Source organism: Neorhizobium sp. PAMB6630 (assembly GCF_058242775.1).
Genome location: NZ_CM177836.1, coordinates 2,257,977 through 2,275,487 on the forward strand (window position 1 = coordinate 2,257,977; position 17,511 = coordinate 2,275,487).

Sequence of the window (17,511 nt, forward strand, 5' to 3'; positions counted from 1 at the left end):
ACTGCCAAACGCCAAGGAATTTTGGGTGGAATTTTGCACCGACCTTGCCCGCTCGCTCGCCTTCCTGTCGCGCCTGCCGGTTCCGGCGCGGTTTTTCGAGGGTCACGACGGCACGGTTTCGCGCGCCTGCCGCGCCTTTCCGCTCGCCGGTGCGCAGGTGGCCGTCGCCCCGGCGCTCGTCATTCTGGTGCTCGGATCCCACACGATTGCGCCACTGGTGGTCGCGCTTCTGGCGCTGGCCCTGATGACAGGCCTCACCGGCGGACTGCACGAGGATGGCCTTGCCGATTGCGCCGATGGCCTGGGCGGTGGTCGCGACAGGGAGCACGCGCTTGCCATCATGAAGGACAGCCGAACCGGAAGTTACGGCGTGCTCGCCCTCATCCTGTCGGTCGGCTTACGGGCGGCCTGCCTTGCAGCGCTGCTTTCCACCCGGCCCGCATCGCATGCCGCGCTCTCGCTTGTGACGGCCGCTGCCGTCTCGCGGGCGCTGATGGTGTGGCACTGGTCGGCCCTTGCCCCGGCGCGCACCAATGGCACGGCCGTCGCTGTCGGCCAACCGCAGCCGCAGGCGCGCCTGTTTGCGCTTGGTTCCGCAGCCGTCCTCGCGCTGTTTTGCCTCGGCATGCCCTTCGGGCCTGCTCCGCTGCTGCTCTCGCTTACGGTGGCCGCACTGTCTGCCCACCTTTTCACCCGCTACGTCGCGCAAAAGATCGGCGGCCATACGGGAGACACCATCGGCGCCACCCAGCAGATCACGGAAACGGCACTGCTCTGCACCCTTGTGATCACGCTCTGAGAGGCCGATATTATCCCCATGATCACCCCTTGCATTCTCGTCTGCACCCTTGATGACACAACCGGCCTTTGCAGCGGCTGTGCCCGCAGCCTCGACGAGATCGGCGGCTGGGCGAGCTATACGCCGGATGAGCGCCATCAGATCATGGCAGCCCTGCCTGCGCGTCTTGCAGGCCTTGCGCAGGCCGCAGGCGTGCCGTCAATTGGTGGCGTTCAGTCAAACGGTCGGGATGGCCAAACCTCATGAACGGCCTCACCCTCGTCTTGATCCTGCTTGTCGGCGGCCTTGGCCTTTTGGTGTTCAACCACGATACCGGCCAGACGTTTGGCATGGCCAATGACGATTTTGCCCATCTCATCTATCTGCTCCCCATCGCAGCGCTGCTCTCTGCCGGCATCCTGGCCGGTCGGCGGGGACCGGCCGGAGAGGTTTTGCGCAATATCATCATCTGGCTCGTGATCGTCACCGCACTCGTGGCCGGCTACCTCTACCGCGGCGATTTCAGCCGCTTTGCCTCGCGCATGATGGCAGGCCTTATGCCCGGCAGCGCCGTGGTGATGACCACCAGCGAGGGCGGACAGGAAGTCATCCTGCACCGTCGCCTTGGCGGACATTTTCAGGCGCGCGTGGAGGTGGACGGCACGACAGTGCAGATGCTGGTGGATACGGGCGCCAGTGCCGTGGTGCTGTCGCATGAGGATGCGATACGGCTTGGGTTAAAGCCGGAAACGCTGACCTATTCCGTGCGGGTGATGACCGCAAACGGGGAAGCCTATGCGGCACCTGTGCGCCTGTCATCCATGGCCATCGGCCCGATCGAGCGGGAGGATATCCGTGCGCTGGTGGCCGAGGAAGGGCGTCTTTCCGAAAGCCTGCTCGGCATGACCTTCCTCTCGACGCTCGGTTCCTTGCAGATCCAGACCGATGAGTTGAAGCTGCGCGACTAAGGCCAAATCGAACAGTGCGTCACCGCCTTTCGGACATGAGGAAGAGTGTGCAGAGCACAAAATCCGGAGGAATGATCAACCATGGCGGATTTTCCGGCATGGAACTGATCGGCAATCGCGTTCATTGTGATCACGGTTCTCCCAAACCATATCACAAGGACATTTTTCATGACCCATCAATCCCGCACGGCCGTTAATGGCCGCAGCGATGGTAGCCGGTCTGCCTGGCTTGCGGTCGCCTCTCTCTCGCTGGGCAGCTTCAGCCTGGTAACAGCCGAATTCCTGCCGGCAAGCCTCATCCCCGGCATTGCCTCCGATCTCTCGATCAGCCCCGGCCTTGCCGGACAGACGGTGACCGCGACAGCGGCCATTGCCGCCTTTGCCGGCCCCGGCATTGTCGTCGGCGCCCGCAAGCTCGACCGCCGGCTGGTGCTCTTGAGCCTGACGGTGCTGCTGGTCATCTCCAGCCTGATTGCCGCGACCGCAAGCGGCTTTGCCCTTTTGCTTTTCGCGCGCGTGCTTCTGGGCGTTGCGCTTGGCGGCTTCTGGGCGTTATCCGCCGCCTTCGCCATGCGTCTGGTGTCGCCGGACAATCTGCCGCGTGCCATGGCCATCGTCATGGCCGGCGTCTCCGTCGCCACGGTCTGCGCGGCCCCTCTCGGCGCCTGGATCGGTGACCTCTTCGGCTGGCGCTCGGCGTTCTACATGACATCAGGCCTCGGCGTGATCGCTCTCATCATCCAGGCGCTGACGGTGCCGGCCATGCCGCCTGCCGGTCATGCCGGTTTCGCCACCATGGCCCGCCTGTTTCGCCGTCCGGCGCTTCGGGTTGTGCTGCTTGTCACGGTCTTTGCCGTGGCTGGCCATTTTGCCGGCTTCACCTTCATCCGCAGCTATCTGGATGAGGTGATCCATCTCGACGTGGCAACCGTGTCGCTGGTGCTCCTCGCCTTCGGCATCGCGGGCTTTTTCGGCAATATGGCGGGGGGCGCGATGTCGGCACGCAGCAGCAGCGTTTCGCTTGCCGTCGCTGCCGGCCTCATCGCGCTTGCTGCGGGAACCATGGCCTTGTCCGCCAGCATTCCAGCCCTTGCCATCGCAGCGGTTGCCGTCTGGGGTTTTGGCTTTGGTGCCTTTCCCGTCAGCGTGCAGAGCCGGATTACCCGCATCGCCTCCGATGAGGTGGAAAGCGCCGGCGCCGTGATGCTCACCACCTTCCAGGTGGCGATTTCTGCCGGTGCCATCATCGGCGGCCTGCTGGTGGATGCCATCGGCCCGATCGGCGTCATCAGCTTTGCCGGCGTATCAAGCGCGCTCGGCGCCTATATCATGCTGGCCGGCACATCCCGCGTGCCCGCCGAAAGTGCGGCCTGACATCGAACGACTGGGCGGCGCAACCGTGCGCCGCCCCACCTGCCCTATTTGCGCAGCCGATACCCTGTCTTGAAAATCCATGCGAGAACGCCAAGACACGCGCTCAGGAAGACGGCGATCATCGCCACGCTGATCAGCGGATTGACGTCGGAGATCTCGTAAAAGCTCCAGCGGAAGCCGGAGACGAGATAGAGCACCGGGTTGAGGTGGCTGACGGCCTGCCAGAAGGGCGGCAGCATGTCGATGGAATAGAAGCTGCCGCCAAGGAATGTCAGCGGCGGCACGACCAGCATCGGCACCAGGTTGAGCTGTTCGAAATTATCCGCCCAGATGCCGATGATGAAACCGAACATCGAAAACGTCACCGCCGTCAGCACCATGAACAGCAGCATCATCACCGGATGGGCGATGGTGAGATCAACGAAGAGCGAGGCGGTGGCCAGGATGATCAGGCCGATGATCAGGCCCTTGGTGGCAGCAGCCCCGACATAACCCATGACGATTTCGGCCATCGAGACCGGCGCCGACAGGATTTCGTAGATCGTGCCGGTAAATTTTGGGAAATAGATGCCGATGGAGGCATTGCCGATACACTGGCTGAGCAGCGTCAGCATGATGAGGCCGGGCGTGATGAAGGCACCATAGGAGACGCCGCCGACTTCGTTGATGCGCGAGCCGATGGCCGTGCCGAAGACGATGAAATAGAGCGATGTGGTAATGACCGGCGAGATCACGCTCTGCAGCAGCGTCCGCTTCATCCGCGCCATTTCGAAGAAATAGATGGCCTTGACCGCTTCAATATTCATGGGCGTTCTCCCACAAGCGACACAAAGATATCTTCAAGCGAGCTTTGGCGGGTGGCAACATCGCTGATTGCCAGGCCTTCCGCTTCGATGGCAGCAAGCACGGCGCCGATGCGCCCCTCGCCGGCGCCATTGCCATACTCATGCACCAGTCCGCGCCCGCCATCGGCAAGCGTCAGGCCAAGGGCTGCAAGCGTGGGCGGCAGGCTCTCCAGCGGCTCCTTCAGCTCCAGCCGCAACTGCTTGCGCCCGAGCTTTTGCATCAGCGCCCGCTTTTCTTCCACCAGCAGCAGTTCGCCGCCGCTGATGACGCCGATCCGATCCGCCATTTCTTCCGCTTCTTCAATGTAATGCGTGGTGAGGATGACCGTCACACCGGTCTCGCGCAGCCGGCCGATGGCTGCCCACATGCCGCGCCGAAGCTCCACATCGACGCCCGCCGTCGGCTCATCGAGAAAGAGGATCCGCGGCTCATGCGCCAAGGCCTTGGCAATCAGCACACGCCGCTTCATGCCGCCGGAGAGTTCGCGCAGCTTGGCATCGCGTTTGTCCCACAGCGTCAGGTCCTTCAGGATCTGCTCGATCAACACCGGATTGGCCTTTGCGCCATGCACGCCGCGCGAAAACGTCACGGTGTTCCACACGGTCTCGAACTGATCGGTGGTCAGTTCCTGCGGCACAAGCCCGATCAGCGCGCGTGTTTTGCGAAACTCCTTCACCACATCATGGCCGCCGACCAGTACGGCACCTGAAGTGGGCATGGAAATGCCGCAGATGATGGAGATCAGCGTCGTCTTGCCGGCACCGTTCGGCCCGAGCAGCGCCAGGATTTCACCCTCGCGGATCTCGAGATCGACGCCTTTCAGCGCCGAAAACCCGTTGGCATAGGTTTTCGTGAGTTTTTGGATGGAAACAATGGAGGACATGGGGAAAAGGCGCACACGTTTTGGGCAGGATGATGCGCCTTATATAGGCATGATATGACAATTACGAGGGCTGGAAACGAAACCTTGGCAGGCAGCGCCGCTTCGGGATGCTGCCTGAAGATGTGGTGTTTGCCGGAAAAGCGTCAATTTCGCCGCAAGGACATACGCATGGAACCGCCGATCCGGCATGCATGCTGCAAGCGTCTGCCTGCTTCGCTCACAGTGCGTGCTAGCTCTGGCCTCGACGCCTGAGGGCAAATTCCACCGCCACGTCGATCCAGCCGGAATAGTTGATGCCGCATTCGGCCAGCGCCAGCGGATACATGCTGCGATCGGTGCATCCGGGCATGGTGTTGACCTCGTTGAGATAGAGGCTGCCATCCTCCAGGAGAAAGAAGTCGATGCGGGCAATGCCTTCGCAGCCAAGCGCGCGAAACGCCTTGCGGGAAAGCGCCCGTGCGCGCTCGGTAACGTCCTCTGGCACAAGCGCCGGCACATGGATGGCCGCGCCATCCGGATCGAAATACTTGGCTTCGTAATTGTAGAAATCATGTTTTTTCGCGGTGACGATTTCGCCCGGCGGAGACACGGTGAGGCTGCCATCGGCATGTTCGAGCACGGCGCATTCGATCTCGCGGCCGGCGAGGAACTGTTCCACCAGCAGCTTGTCGTCAAATTCGAAAGCCTTCTTGAGCGCCGGCAACACCGCCTGCGCGCCATCAACGCGCGATACGCCAAAGGATGAGCCCTGTCGCGCCGGCTTAACGAAGAAGGGATAACCGAATTCCGCCTCGAGCGCTGCCGCATCCATGGCATCGCCAGCCGCAAGGCAGCGGGCCAGCGCCACGGGCACGCCAGCCTCGCGCAGAAGGCGCTTGGCCACATCCTTGTCCATGGCAACCGCCGAACCCAGCACGCCACAGCCGGCATACGGCAGACCCGCCATTTCAGCATAACCCTGCACGGTGCCATCTTCGCCATAGGGGCCATGCAGCACCGGAAACAGCAGGTCAAGCGTCGGAAATTCGGCCGGGCCGTCCGGCTCGACGGCAACCATCAGGCCCTTGCCGCCCGGCACCAGCGCCACCGGCACGCCGCGGTCCGCTGCCAACGCGCGCCCCGTCGTATCATCCTCTTGCAGCCACCAGCGACCATTGCGGTCAATGCCGATCGGAAACACGTCATAACGCGTGCGGTCCATCGCCTTCATCACATTGGTGGCAGACAGGATGGACACATCATGTTCGGCAGAGCGGCCGCCGAACAGAACGCCGACGCGGATTTTAGGGCTCATGGGATCTCCAAAAAAGGAATTTGTCGAGGCAATGGGAAAAGGATCACGCGGCAGGGGCAAGCAATGCGGTTCGAACTGCCCCGGTTGCATCCGCCAGCAGCATCGCCAGTATGTCGAAAGTCGGGCATCCGGCACGCCGTCCCCGCGTTCAGCAAAGATTTCAGTCGCAGTAGCGGTTTCCGGTGGCGCGGCTGCGCAGGTCGAAATGGAAATGGTTCCAGTGTTCCTTGTTGCTGCCCGGACCGAGCACGGTGTTGAAATACTTGCAGCTGTCGCTGCGCACCGCCTTCAGCAGCGCACCCTCGCGAAACGAGAACAGACCCTTCTTGCGCACATCGATCTCGTGGCCGTTCTTCAACACGAACTTGCCGACATCGATGGCGTTTCCGCGCGCGTGTTCCGACATCGGGTTATAGCGCTGGCGACTGTTGTTCATACGCCGGCAGGAATAGCCACCCAAGGGCTCGATGGTCTTGACGCCGGTCAAGTAGCGCAGCCGCGAGGACGGAGCGAGTTCGTTCTTGACCCATTTGGCAAAGGCAAGCGTCGTCTGGCAATTGAGCGTCACGGCAGGCTTCACGTCGATATCGCCGGATAGCCCGGACAATTCCACCGGGTAATCGATGCCGCAGCTTGGGCCGTCGGAAATGCGCGGCTTGTCGCGAAATTCAACGCCCATGCGCTGTAGCTCGCGCCGGCAGGAGATTTCCGATGCCGGCATCGGCCCATCGGCAGGGGCGTCCATGCGCGGGCTTTCCAGCGCTCCGGCGGGGCTGTTCGGCCTCAGCATCGCCACCTGCTCGGGCTCCGGTTTCGGGCGGCTTGGCGCAATGACACGGCTCTGGTCGCTCCAGCGCGGCTCGGCGGGCGCCGAATTGCCGGAAACAGGCGAACGGGCCACGGATCCAGCGGGCAGCGGTCCCGTGGCGATCGATCCGCCGGACGACGTTGCGTCCATGCGTCTTGGCGCAACGGCGCCATTGGCATAACCGGCACCTGGCACAGCAGTTGGCGGCGCTATCGCCGCTTGCGGTGCAACGGACGCGACCTTCCGCGACGGGGTAACGGGCTGGCGCGGCATGACCGTCGAAATATCGTTATCCTGTTCCTCGGCAAGACCGACGACGCGGTGACTGTCAGCGGCAGGGCTTGCAACCACCGCACCGCGCACCGGCGCTGAGCCCGGATTTTCCGCCGCAACCGGATTGCCGGAGGCTGAGAGGGTGAGTGTGCCGAGCGATGCGGGCGGCGCTCCAAGCGTGACCGCTCTTCCGATAGGCTGCCTGTTGCCGCCATCGGGTGCATAGACCTCCCTGGAGAGGCTGTCACTGTTCTGGTTTTGGCTGTAGGCCTGCACCGCCTGCTGCTGCGGGACGGCATATCCCTGCTGCACCGGCGCATCCGGCAGCGGTGCCGGCGGCGTCATCGGCTGGATCGACCCGACCTGCGTGCGGGTATCGATCGATGCCAGCGGCATCAGGCCGTCCGCCGTGCAGCCGACCAGCACGGTCGAAATCATCAGGAAGGCCATCGCCCGCCGGGAGGAAAAGGCATACGCCATACGAAGCTCGTCACATCTCGTGGTGCGGGAAAGCCACACAGACGGATTCTAGGCGGTCAGGGTAAACGAAAGCTTTCTGAAACAAGGTCTTTTCATGACCAAAGGTTGCGCAGCAAGTCGCATCGCGCAACTGCGCATCCGGCGATCATCACGGAGTGTTCGGGAGGGAGCAATCGGGTCTATTCCGCCGCCAGCCGCTCCGGACCACCCCGGCGCCCGATCAGCTGGTGAAAATCCTGGCTGCTCGGGCACTGCGTCAGGCGCTGCGTCAGCGCCTCGATCAGCCAGCCTGTGGCAGGTCCTGGCGGGTTGGCAGTCCGGCGGATGTAATAGAGCGGATATTCCGCCGTCTCATAGGCATCGATATCGAGCGCCACCAGCCGGCCGCTCGCCAGATCCTCGCGGACCAGCGGGGCCGGAAGGCCGCCCCAACCCAGCCCGCCGCGGATCAGCTGGTGTTTCGTCGCCACATCGCCAACCCGCCAGACCTTGAACGACAGCACGTTGAAATCACGCCCTTTTGTAATGCCGGAGGCATCCGTTACCACCAGCTGCACTTCCTCGCGCACGTCGCGGCGTGTCAGCGTGCGCTCGATCAGCGTCAGCGGATGGTCGGCAGCGGCCACCGGCACCATATAGGAATGGCCGATCTTTTCCGCCGTCAGGGTGTCGTCTTCCTTCAGCAGGCTGCCGCCGATGCCGATCGTGGCACGCCCGGTCGCCACCATGTCCATCACCATGCCAAGCTCTCCCGCATGAAGGCTGAGCGAGACGGACGGAAACCGCTTGCCGAATTCCGTCAGCGATTCGACGATGGCATCGATCGGCACCATGTTGCTGACGGCGAGCGACACATCGGCTTCCAGCCCCTGCTTCAGCGCCTTGGCGCGCGCCCGCATGACCTGCAGGTCCGAGTTGATGCGCCGCGCATCGGCCAGAAGCGCGCGGCCGGCATCGGTCAGCTGCGTCTGGCGCGAGCCGCTGCGCTCGAACAACGACACTTCCAGCTGCGCTTCCAGATTGCCGATCGTGTAGCTCACCACAGATTGCGCCCGGTTCACCTGGCGTGCGGCGGCGGAAAAGCTGCCGGTCTCGGCCACGGCGAGAAACACCTGCAACTGATCGAGCGTCGGATTGGCGTCCATGAGCATCATCCACAGAGTTGATGGGTATCTTCGATATTATCACTATTTTCTGGATAGGTGTCCAACCTTATGTTCCGCCGCGATGGAGGCGATCCCAGGCCTCCCGCCAGAAATCAGTTTGGATAACCACCATGTCGAAGATCCTCCTCATCACCTCGAGCCCCCGCGGCGAAGAATCGGTTTCCACGAAGGTTGCCACGGATGTGGCAGGCGCACTCGCCACCCGCAGCGGCGGTGACGTGGTCGTACGCGACCTCGCAGCCCAGCCGATCGCCCATCTCGATACCGTCACCACCTCGGCCATCCGCAAGGCCCCCGCCGACCGCACGGCACCGGAAGCAGCTGCTGCCGAAACGTCTGACGCGCTTGTTGCCGAACTGTTTGCCGCTGACGAAATCGTCATCGCCACCGGCCTCATCAACTTCAACATCTATTCGGGCCTGAAGAGCTGGATCGACAATGTCGCACGCGCCGGCATCACGTTCCGCTACACGGCAGAAGGCCCGGAAGGCCTGGTGACCGGCAAGAAGGTCTACATCGTGCTCGCTGCTGCCGGCGTTTATTCCGATGGCCCGGCCGCCCCGCTGAACCACGCCGTTCCTTATCTGAAGACCGTGCTCGGTTTCCTCGGCATGAAGGACGTCGAAGTCATCTATGTCGAAGGTCTGGCCTTCGGTCCGGAAGCCGTCGAAAAGGCACTGGCCTCTGCCAAGAGCCGCACCGAAGAACTGGCAAAGGCTGCCTGATCAGCTTGGCCTGACCGGTCAATCCCTTCAAAGGGCCGTAGCGCACGCTGCGGCCCTTTTCGCGTGCGTTACGTGGTGCGGGAGGCGGAACCATCCGAAAACAGCGAGGCGCCATTCTGGTCGATGATCTGGCGTGCCTTGCGGAAGGTGCATTCCATCGCATCGTCCATGGAGGTGAACATGTCGGCGCGCACGAAGGTGCGAACCAGCGTCTGGCCATCCACCACCTTTTCAATGCGCCCTGCAAGCCGCAACTGGGATCCCTCGCGCATCGGCTCGGCATAGATCGTGCAGCCGGCATGTTCCTGCGGCTCGGCTTTCGCAGCGGCAGTCGCCGGCTTGTCTCCGGCGGAAAACATCGAGAGGATTTTTGAAAGGAAGGCCATGGATTTCCCTGTCCGTGTCGCGTGGTGAACGAAACGCCGGCAGCAAGCCACCGGCGCCAGTTTAAATTGATCAGATGATCAGGTTTGCCAGGATCTCGTTTTCGGTAATGTCCTGGTAACCGAGCCCGGCATCTTCAAAGCGGGCGAGCAGGCCGGAAAAATTCGCCGGCCGGATGGTTTCGATGCCGATCAGGATCGAGCCGAAATTGCGCGCCGATTTCTTCAGATATTCAAAGCGCGCGATATCATCTTCCGGCCCCAGAAGATTGAGGAAATCGCGCAGCGCGCCCGGTCGCTGGGCAAGCCGCAGGATAAAATATTTCTTCAGGCCCGCATGGCGCATGGCGCGTTCCTTGACGTCGGGCAGGCGCTCGAAATCGAAATTGCCGCCGGAGACGACAGCGACAATCACCTTGCCCGTCACCGCATCCGCCGGAAGCGATGCCAGCGCCGTCAGCGACAGCGCACCGGCAGGTTCCAGCACCACGCCCTCGATATTCAGCATTTCGGTGATCGTGACGCAGATGGCGTTTTCCGGAACTGCCATCACCTGGGATTCGGGAAAATGCTTCAGCGCCTCGAAATTCATGTCTCCGATGCGCGCGACGGCTGCGCCATCGACGAAATTGTCGACCTTCGCCAGTGTCACCGCATGGCCGGCCTTAAGGCTTTCCTTGAGGCTTGGCGCACCCGCCGGCTCCACCATCAGGAACGCCGATGGATCAAGCGTATCGGACAGATAACCGGTCATCCCCGAGGAAAGGCCACCACCGCCGACGGGCATGATGACGAGATCCGGCGTCACCCCCTCAGGCAGTTGGCGGGTGATTTCGGCCGCAACAGTTGCCTGTCCCTCGATGATATCGGCGTGATCGAAAGGCGGCACCATCATGCCGCCGGTTTCCTCCACATGCGCGCGCGCTGCCGCATAGCACTGGTCAAAGATATCGCCGATCAGGCGGATGGTGATGAAGGGACCACCGAACATGCGCGTCTTGTCGATCTTCTGCTGCGGCGTCGTCACCGGCATGAAGACAACGCCGGGCACTTCGAAATGGCGGCACACGAAGGCAAAACCCTGCGCATGGTTGCCGGCGGAGGCACACACGAAGGTGCGACCGCGGGCACCGTTGGCGATCGCCTTGCGCAGAAAATTGAACGCGCCGCGAATCTTGTAGGAGCGCACCGGCGACAGGTCCTCGCGCTTCAACCACACCTCGGCACCGAAACGACGGCTCAGATGCTCGTTGAGTTGCAGCGGAGTTTCGGGAAAGATTTCCCGCATCGCGGCCATCGCGTCATCCACGGCTGCACTGATCATCATATTCCATCCGTTGAAATTCCATTCGCTCCCCGCTATGCCATAGCTGATCGAGAGAGACAAAAGCTTCTTTCCAGACACAACCATCAGGACATCAGGCTTTTGAACGCAAACCTGTTCCGGTCATCCCTCTATATTGTAGCCCTATGCGGCATGTATCTGTCGGCGGCGATGTTCGTTCCCGCCTTCGTCGACGTCTACTACGGCCATCGCGACTGGCATGTGTTTGCCTTTTCCGGCGTGATGGTCGGCGGATTGTCGTTGGCAACGGCCATGGCGACGCGCGGCTCGGTGCCGGTCTTCAACAAGCGTCTGGGCTTTTTCCTCGTCAATATGCTGTGGGCGCTGTTTTCGCTTGTGGGCGCCATCCCGTTCTACCTGTCGGGCCTAGATCTCACCTTTGCGCAGGCGCTGTTTGAATCGATCTCGGCGATCACCACCACGGGTTCGACGGTTCTTGCCGGGCTGGACCGGATGGCGCCGGGCATTTTGATGTGGCGCTCACTTCTGCATTGGCTGGGCGGCATCGGCATCGTGGCGCTCGGGCTTTTCGTGCTGCCGTTTCTGCGCGTCGGCGGCCTCTCCTTCTTCAAGCTGGAATCATCCGATACCGGCGACAAGCCCTTTGCCAAGCTCGCAAGCTTCACCCGCGCCTTCATGGCCGTTTATGTCGGCATCACGATCCTGTGCACCATGGCCTATGCTTTTGCCGGCATGGGGCATTTCGATGCGCTGAACCATGCCATGGCAACCGTTGCCACCGGCGGGTTTTCCACGCATGACGCCTCCTTCGGCTATTTCAACAGCATTCCCCTGATGTGGGTCGGCACCGTGTTCATGACGCTGAGCAGCCTGCCCTTTTCGATCCTCATCCTGTTTGCCGTTCGCCAGCGGCTCGACAGCCTGCGCGATCCGCAGATCGGGTTCTTCCTCGGTTATCTCTGCCTGTTTTCAGTCTCGCTTGGCCTCTACCACCATCTTTACAACGGCGTCGACATGCAGACGGCGCTGGCGCATTCCTTCTTCAACATCTCCTCGATCCTCTCCACCACCGGCTTTGCCAGCGAGGATTATACGCTGTGGGGACCGTTTGCGGTGATGCTGGTGTTTTTTGCCACCTTCATGGGCGGCTGCTCCGGCTCGACGGCAGGCGGTATCAAGGCCTACCGGTTCGTCGTCGTCCTGAACGTCGTGCGAAGCGGCCTCAAGAAGCTGATCTATCCCAACGCCATCTACCCGGTGCGTTATGGCAAGACCGTGGTGGACCCGGACGTGGTGCGCGGCGTTTTCCTGTTCATCAGCCTTTATCTTTTCCTCTGGGCGGTCGGAAGCCTGTGCATGGCACTGCTCGGCTACGATATTCTGACCTCGGTCTCGGCCGTCATCACCTGCCTCTCCAACGTCGGTCCCGGCCTTGGCCACCTCATCGGCCCTGCCGGCAATTTTTCCTCGATCAGCGACCCGGCGCTTTATCTGCTCTCGCTGATGATGCTGCTCGGACGCCTGGAAATCCTGACGGTGATGGTGCTGCTCCTGCCGCTGTTCTGGCGCAGCTGAGGGAAGAACACTGCCGGGAGGCGGGGTGGTGCGGACGACGGGGATCGAACCCGTATACCTCTCGGTGAGAGATTTTAAGTCTCTTGCGTCTACCAGTTTCGCCACGTCCGCATGCGCCAAGTCTTCTTCATGGGCTTGAAGAAAAATGCAAGGGCATGTTTGGGCTGAATCGGCCTCGCCTTGCAAGACCGAGGGTGACATATATTTGAGCCGTGGCATCCGCCTCGCCTTCCGCCGCTTGATCCGAGCGCCGAGGACGACAGGCCAAGGCCGGGGCTCACCCGGGAACTTCGCCGCAGCCTTGGCCGTTTGCCCGCCATCAAAAACAGGACACGAACGATCATGAGAATATCGACGCTTGCGATTTTTGGCGCACTGGCACTTTCCGCCTGCAGCACGGCCACCAATGCGCCCGGTTATGATCCCATTCCCGGCAGCATCATCTACAATGGCCAGCCGCGCACGAAGCTGACGAAATCCCCCATCGGCAGCACGTTTTCCCATGAGTTTCGCGCAAATGGCGGACAGTATATTGAAACCTACCAGATCCAGCCGGATCGCAGTCTGAAGATCGTGCGCCGTATCTTTATGCCTGACATCCTCAGTTTCGATGACTGACCCTTTGTGGCAGACGCACGACCGGCCGCGATGAAAGAGGATCTGGCAGCCGCCGGTGACGCACCCTGAATTGCGCAGTAAACAGCGGCCCCTTGCATCCGGGGCGTGCAGCCCTATCTCGTCTCGGCATTGAAAGGGAATACCAGTGAAATATCGCTTCCTCATCGTTGAAGACGGCCTGCTGATCGCAATGGATCTGGAAGAGGCCATCGAGCGAAGCGGCCATGAGGTGGTGGGCATCGCACCGGATATGAAGGTGGCGTTGAATTATGCCAAAGATGCCGACATCGCATTCGTCGACGTGCGTCTGGCCGATGGCGAAACAGGTCCGCAGCTTGCCCGCATCCTTGTCGAGCGCGGCATCCTGGTGGTTTTTGTGACCGGCAATCCTATGCTGGTCGAAGGGCGCGATGCCGGAGCCCTCGGCGTCATCGCAAAACCTCTGACGCAGCAGGCAGCACTCGATGTCATCCAGTTCGCCGTCGATTGGAAAAACGGCATAACCCGCAATCCCCCGGGCCGCCTGCGCCTGTTCAAGCCGCTCCCGGTTCCAGGCACCTGACATTCAGAATCTGCGACAAGACGTTGAAATAAAAGAAAAGGCGCGAAAAATGATCCGCGCCTTTTCCTATTGTGGTTTGCAGAAAATACTCAGCTGGCCAGCTTGTTGGCAATTTTTGCCACATGTGAACCCTGAAAACGGGCACCTTCCAGCTCGATCTCGGAGGGCATACGCGAGCCGTCGCCTTCGGTGATGGTCGAGGCGCCGTAGGGCGAGCAGCCCTTGACCTGTTCGGTGCCCATCTGGCCCTGGAAGGAATAGGGCAGACCGACGACGGCCATGCCATGGTGGAGAAATGTCGGAATGAACGAAAGGATGGTCGATTCCTGGCCGCCGTGCTGGGTGGCCGTCGAGGTGAACACCGATCCGACCTTGCCGATCAGCTTGCCGGCAAACCACTGGCTGCCGGTCTGGTCCCAGAAATTGCGCATCTGTGAGGCAACCGTGCCAAAACGGGTGCCGGCACCGACGATGATGGCATCATAGGCTTCGAGATCGGCAGGCGTGGCAATGGCGGCCGACTGGTCCATCTTGTAATGCGAGGCCTTGGCCACCTCTTCCGGCACCAGTTCCGGAACGCGCATCACCGTCACTTCCGCACCTTCCGATTTTACGCCTTCAGCCACCGCATAAGCCATGGTTTCGATGTGTCCGTAGGTCGAATGATAAAGTACCAATACCTTCGCCATGTTTTTCTCCCTTGGTTGCAAACACCGGGCTGGCGTTTGCCTTGGCCCGCAGATTACCTGCAACCGGCGCGGAAGCTACCGCGAATTCACGCACGCACTGTTCGATGATACGAAACGACAAATCCGCAACGATCATGTTTACGTAACAATGCGGTCGGACAAATCGGCCCGCCGGTAAACGGATCGCAGGCTCTTCATCCGCTGCCCGGTTTGCCGTAGGAACAGCAGACACGGATCATCGTTCCATCGCATCAATCGCCACCCCATGAGGATCACCATGACGTCTCAGATCGTAACCGCTGCCATACTCGCGATTGGCGACGAACTTCTGTCGGGCCGCACCAAGGACAAGAATATCGGCCATCTCGCCGATCTGCTCCTCCTGTCGGGGATCGACCTCAAGGAAGTCCGGATCGTCGCCGACGAGGAGGACGCGATCGTCGAGGCACTGAATGCGCTGCGGGCACGCTTCACTTATGTCTTCACCTCCGGCGGCATCGGCCCGACGCATGACGATATCACCGCCGATGCCATCTCAAAGGCGTTTGGCCTGCCCTGCGAGCACGATCAAGCGGCCATGACACAGCTTGCCGCCATGTATGAGCGGCGCGGCATGGAGTTTACCGACGCCCGCCAGCGCATGGCGCGCATGCCCCGGGGCGCGCGGCATATCGCCAACCCGGTCTCGACGGCACCGGGCTTTATCGTGGAGAATGTCTATGTGATGGCCGGCGTGCCGCAGGTGTTCCAGGCCATGGTTGACAACATCCTGCCGGAGCTTGCAACGGGCGCAAAGATGCTCACCCGCGCGCTGCCCTGCCCCTATGGCGAAGGCGATATCGGCACACTTCTCGGCGCCATCCAGAAAGCGCATCCAGACACCAGCATCGGCTCTTATCCCAAATATGATGGCCAGCGCTTTTCCACCGAGCTTGTGGTGCGCGCCCGCGACGCATCCGCACTTGACGCTGCGGCAGAGGCAATCATTGCGATGATCCGGGATCTTGATGCCGCACGCGCCACCGGCCATCCCGGCCCGGAGGCCTGAGAGGCGGTCTTTTCCGGATTATCAAGGACATATGACTCAGCGTGAGAAGACGGGAACACGCACTGCTTGACCCAGCGCAAGGCGTGTCCCATCTGAAGTGAGATGGTGGAACAATACGTCCGCCATCCGCGCAGAGGAGATACCGCCATGGGTTACAAGACCATACTCGCCGTCCTCGACAGCCAGAAAAACGCCAAGCCGATCACCGATTTCGCGGTGGACCTCGCGCGGCAATTTTCCGCGCATGTCGTGGGGGTCCGGGCGGAAATGCTGCCGACGGTGCCGCTGATTGCGCCGATGGAAATTCCAGACCCGACGGCCATGGAAATGTTGCAGCAGGCAGCAGAGGCAGAAACTGGCAAGATCGCCGGCATATTTCGCGGCATTGCCGAGCACGAGGGCATCTCGTTTGAATGGCGTTCCTTCGTGTCCTCTGCCAGCTATAGTTCCGAAAGCGTGCTGGAATGCACCCGCGCCAGCGACCTGATCCTCGCGGTCCAGAATGATCCCGCCACCAGCAACGACAACAGCGCGGATCTGGAAACGCTGCTGTTTGAAAGCGGCCGTCCGGTGCTGCTGGTGCCGCATGTTCTCTCGGTCCCCAAGCCCATCCGCCGCGTGCTGATTGCCTGGAACGGCTCGAAAGAGGCCGCCCGCGCCACCTTTGATGCGCTGCCCTTCCTGAAAGAGGCCGAAAGCGTCGAGATCCTGTCCATCGACCCACCCGGCATGCCGCGCCAGGCGCCGGCTCTTGCCGGTTCAGATCTCGCCGCAGCGCTTGCCCGCCACGATGTCAATGTGACGCTGAGCACCGAAGAAAAGGGCGATCTTTCGGTAGCGGCCATTATCGAGAACCGCCTCTCCGACAACAGCATCGACCTTCTGGTGATGGGCGGCTATGGCCATTCGCGCTGGTGGGAAATGCTGTTTGGCGGGGTCACCCGCAATGTCTTGCAGAGCATGACGGCGCTGACGCTTCTGTCACGCTGATCCGGCTTGCACAGGCAAGCAATTTGCAGCTAATAGCAACGGCCAACGGGAACAGGGCGAAAAGACCTGTTTCCGCGGGCTGCTCCGGCGTCACGGCCAGCCCTTGATCTCCCTTCAAAGCGCCCTTCCGGAGCCAGCTGCATGTCCCTACCCGATAAAGCCTTTCCCGTTTCCTGGGATCAGTTCCACCGTGATGCCCGCGCGCTCGCCTGGCGTCTTGCAGGTCTCGGCCAGGAGTTCCGCGCCATCGTCTGTATCACCCGCGGCGGCCTCGTGCCGGCGGCGATCATTTCGCGCGAACTGAACATCCGCCTCATCGAAACCGTCTGCATCGCCTCCTACCACGATTACGTGAACCAGGGCGAGATGAACGTGCTGAAGGGCATTACCGCTGATCTCACCACCGAAGGCGGTCGTGGCGTTCTGGTGGTGGATGATTTGACCGACACCGGCAAGACCGCATCGGAAGTCCGCGCGATGATGCCGCAGGCGCATTTTGCCTGCGTCTACGCCAAGCCGAAGGGTGTGCCAATGGTCGATACGTTCGTCACGGAAGTCTCGCAGGATACCTGGATCTATTTCCCCTGGGATATGGGTTTCACCTATCAGGAGCCGATCGCCAAGGGCGCCAAGGGCTGAAGCAGATTTTCGCAAACGACGGGGCGGCTGCGTGTCAAACGGGTCGCCCTGTGGTGCGCACATCGACAATGCGATACTAAATTACATTATTTATCAACAACATGAT

At 61.4% G+C, this 17,511-nt stretch carries 19 protein-coding genes and 1 tRNA gene; 11 read left to right on the forward strand and 9 right to left on the reverse strand.

The window, feature by feature from the left end:
• The first annotated feature begins 25 nt into the window (after nt 1-25).
• The 4 genes from cobS (at nt 26) to AC4CWF_RS10705 (ending at nt 3,120) form a co-directional block, all read left to right on the forward strand.
• Nucleotides 26-799, forward strand: a complete 774-nt coding sequence (cobS, locus tag AC4CWF_RS10690) for an adenosylcobinamide-GDP ribazoletransferase (protein WP_491281666.1) — start codon at nt 26-28, stop codon at nt 797-799.
• 18 nt (nt 800-817) lie between these two features.
• Nucleotides 818-1,045, forward strand: coding sequence for a DUF1289 domain-containing protein (locus AC4CWF_RS10695; RefSeq protein WP_491281667.1), 228 nt, complete (start codon nt 818-820; stop codon nt 1,043-1,045).
• Entirely contained in the window at nt 1,042-1,746 is a 705-nt protein-coding gene (locus AC4CWF_RS10700) for a retropepsin-like aspartic protease family protein (protein WP_491281668.1), read from the forward strand. The genes AC4CWF_RS10695 and AC4CWF_RS10700 overlap by 4 nt, the downstream gene beginning before the upstream one ends.
• Nucleotides 1,747-1,914: 168 nt before the next feature.
• Nucleotides 1,915-3,120, forward strand: coding sequence for an MFS transporter (locus tag AC4CWF_RS10705; protein ID WP_491281669.1), 1,206 nt, complete (start codon nt 1,915-1,917; stop codon nt 3,118-3,120).
• 44 nt (nt 3,121-3,164) lie between these two features.
• On the opposite strand, the gene AC4CWF_RS10710 is transcribed toward AC4CWF_RS10705, so the two are convergent.
• The 5 genes from AC4CWF_RS10710 to AC4CWF_RS10730 form a co-directional block, all read right to left on the reverse strand.
• Nucleotides 3,165-3,926 (reverse strand): ABC transporter permease, encoded by a 762-nt coding sequence (locus AC4CWF_RS10710; protein ID WP_491281670.1) that lies wholly within the window; start codon nt 3,924-3,926, stop codon nt 3,165-3,167.
• Nucleotides 3,923-4,849 (reverse strand): ABC transporter ATP-binding protein, encoded by a 927-nt coding sequence (locus AC4CWF_RS10715; RefSeq protein WP_491281671.1) that lies wholly within the window; start codon nt 4,847-4,849, stop codon nt 3,923-3,925. Before AC4CWF_RS10715 ends, AC4CWF_RS10710 begins: the two co-directional genes overlap by 4 nt.
• Nucleotides 4,850-5,078: 229 nt before the next feature.
• The gene (locus AC4CWF_RS10720; RefSeq protein ID WP_491281672.1) at nt 5,079-6,143 is read right to left on the reverse strand and encodes a D-alanine--D-alanine ligase family protein; all 1,065 of its coding nucleotides are present in this window, start codon (nt 6,141-6,143) and stop codon (nt 5,079-5,081) included.
• A 160-nt stretch (nt 6,144-6,303) separates the two neighbouring features.
• A complete protein-coding gene (locus AC4CWF_RS10725; RefSeq protein ID WP_491281673.1) occupies nt 6,304-7,704 on the reverse strand; it encodes an extensin-like domain-containing protein in 1,401 nt (466 codons plus the stop codon).
• 179 nt (nt 7,705-7,883) lie between these two features.
• The gene (locus AC4CWF_RS10730; RefSeq protein WP_491281674.1) at nt 7,884-8,849 is read right to left on the reverse strand and encodes a LysR family transcriptional regulator; all 966 of its coding nucleotides are present in this window, start codon (nt 8,847-8,849) and stop codon (nt 7,884-7,886) included.
• A 131-nt stretch (nt 8,850-8,980) separates the two neighbouring features.
• Between AC4CWF_RS10730 and AC4CWF_RS10735 the strand changes: the two genes are divergently transcribed.
• Nucleotides 8,981-9,595 carry an FMN-dependent NADH-azoreductase gene (locus AC4CWF_RS10735; protein ID WP_491281675.1) on the forward strand — a complete coding sequence of 205 codons (615 nt, stop codon included), beginning with the start codon at nt 8,981-8,983 and terminating at the stop codon, nt 9,593-9,595.
• A 68-nt stretch (nt 9,596-9,663) separates the two neighbouring features.
• Here the strand turns inward: AC4CWF_RS10735 and AC4CWF_RS10740 are convergent, their stop codons facing one another.
• Both AC4CWF_RS10740 and ilvA read right to left on the reverse strand, forming a co-directional pair.
• On the reverse strand, nt 9,664-9,981 hold the full coding sequence (locus AC4CWF_RS10740; protein ID WP_491281676.1) for an HlyU family transcriptional regulator: 318 nt from the start codon (nt 9,979-9,981) through the stop codon (nt 9,664-9,666).
• A gap of 70 nt (nt 9,982-10,051) precedes the next feature.
• On the reverse strand, nt 10,052-11,305 hold the full coding sequence (gene ilvA / locus AC4CWF_RS10745; RefSeq protein WP_491281677.1) for a threonine ammonia-lyase: 1,254 nt from the start codon (nt 11,303-11,305) through the stop codon (nt 10,052-10,054).
• Nucleotides 11,306-11,404: 99 nt separating this feature from the next.
• On the opposite strand from ilvA, the gene AC4CWF_RS10750 reads away from it, so the two are divergent.
• On the forward strand, nt 11,405-12,859 hold the full coding sequence (locus AC4CWF_RS10750) for a TrkH family potassium uptake protein (RefSeq protein ID WP_491281678.1): 1,455 nt from the start codon (nt 11,405-11,407) through the stop codon (nt 12,857-12,859).
• A gap of 26 nt (nt 12,860-12,885) precedes the next feature.
• Here the strand turns inward: AC4CWF_RS10750 and AC4CWF_RS10755 are convergent.
• Nucleotides 12,886-12,970: transfer RNA gene (locus AC4CWF_RS10755), tRNA-Leu, on the reverse strand.
• 231 nt (nt 12,971-13,201) lie between these two features.
• Here AC4CWF_RS10755 and AC4CWF_RS10760 point away from each other — a divergent pair.
• Both AC4CWF_RS10760 and AC4CWF_RS10765 read left to right on the forward strand, forming a co-directional pair.
• Nucleotides 13,202-13,477: a hypothetical protein gene (locus AC4CWF_RS10760; protein ID WP_491281679.1), complete on the forward strand. Its 276-nt coding sequence runs from the start codon at nt 13,202-13,204 to the stop codon at nt 13,475-13,477.
• A gap of 145 nt (nt 13,478-13,622) precedes the next feature.
• The gene (locus tag AC4CWF_RS10765) at nt 13,623-14,039 is read left to right on the forward strand and encodes a response regulator (protein ID WP_491281680.1); all 417 of its coding nucleotides are present in this window, start codon (nt 13,623-13,625) and stop codon (nt 14,037-14,039) included.
• Nucleotides 14,040-14,128: 89 nt separating this feature from the next.
• Here AC4CWF_RS10765 and wrbA read toward each other — a convergent pair whose 3' ends face one another.
• Nucleotides 14,129-14,728: an NAD(P)H:quinone oxidoreductase gene (gene wrbA / locus AC4CWF_RS10770; protein WP_491281681.1), complete on the reverse strand. Its 600-nt coding sequence runs from the start codon at nt 14,726-14,728 to the stop codon at nt 14,129-14,131.
• Between the two features lie 277 nt (nt 14,729-15,005).
• Between wrbA and AC4CWF_RS10775 the strand changes: the two genes are divergently transcribed.
• The 3 genes from AC4CWF_RS10775 to gpt all read left to right on the forward strand — a co-directional run bounded on the left by AC4CWF_RS10775 (nt 15,006) and on the right by gpt (nt 17,405).
• Nucleotides 15,006-15,776: a competence/damage-inducible protein A gene (locus AC4CWF_RS10775; RefSeq protein ID WP_491281682.1), complete on the forward strand. Its 771-nt coding sequence runs from the start codon at nt 15,006-15,008 to the stop codon at nt 15,774-15,776.
• A 147-nt stretch (nt 15,777-15,923) separates the two neighbouring features.
• Complete coding sequence (locus AC4CWF_RS10780) at nt 15,924-16,766, forward strand: universal stress protein (protein ID WP_491281683.1); 843 nt, start codon at nt 15,924-15,926, stop codon at nt 16,764-16,766.
• A gap of 141 nt (nt 16,767-16,907) precedes the next feature.
• Entirely contained in the window at nt 16,908-17,405 is a 498-nt protein-coding gene (gpt, locus tag AC4CWF_RS10785) for a xanthine phosphoribosyltransferase (RefSeq protein ID WP_491281684.1), read from the forward strand.
• Nucleotides 17,406-17,511: the final 106 nt, after the last annotated feature.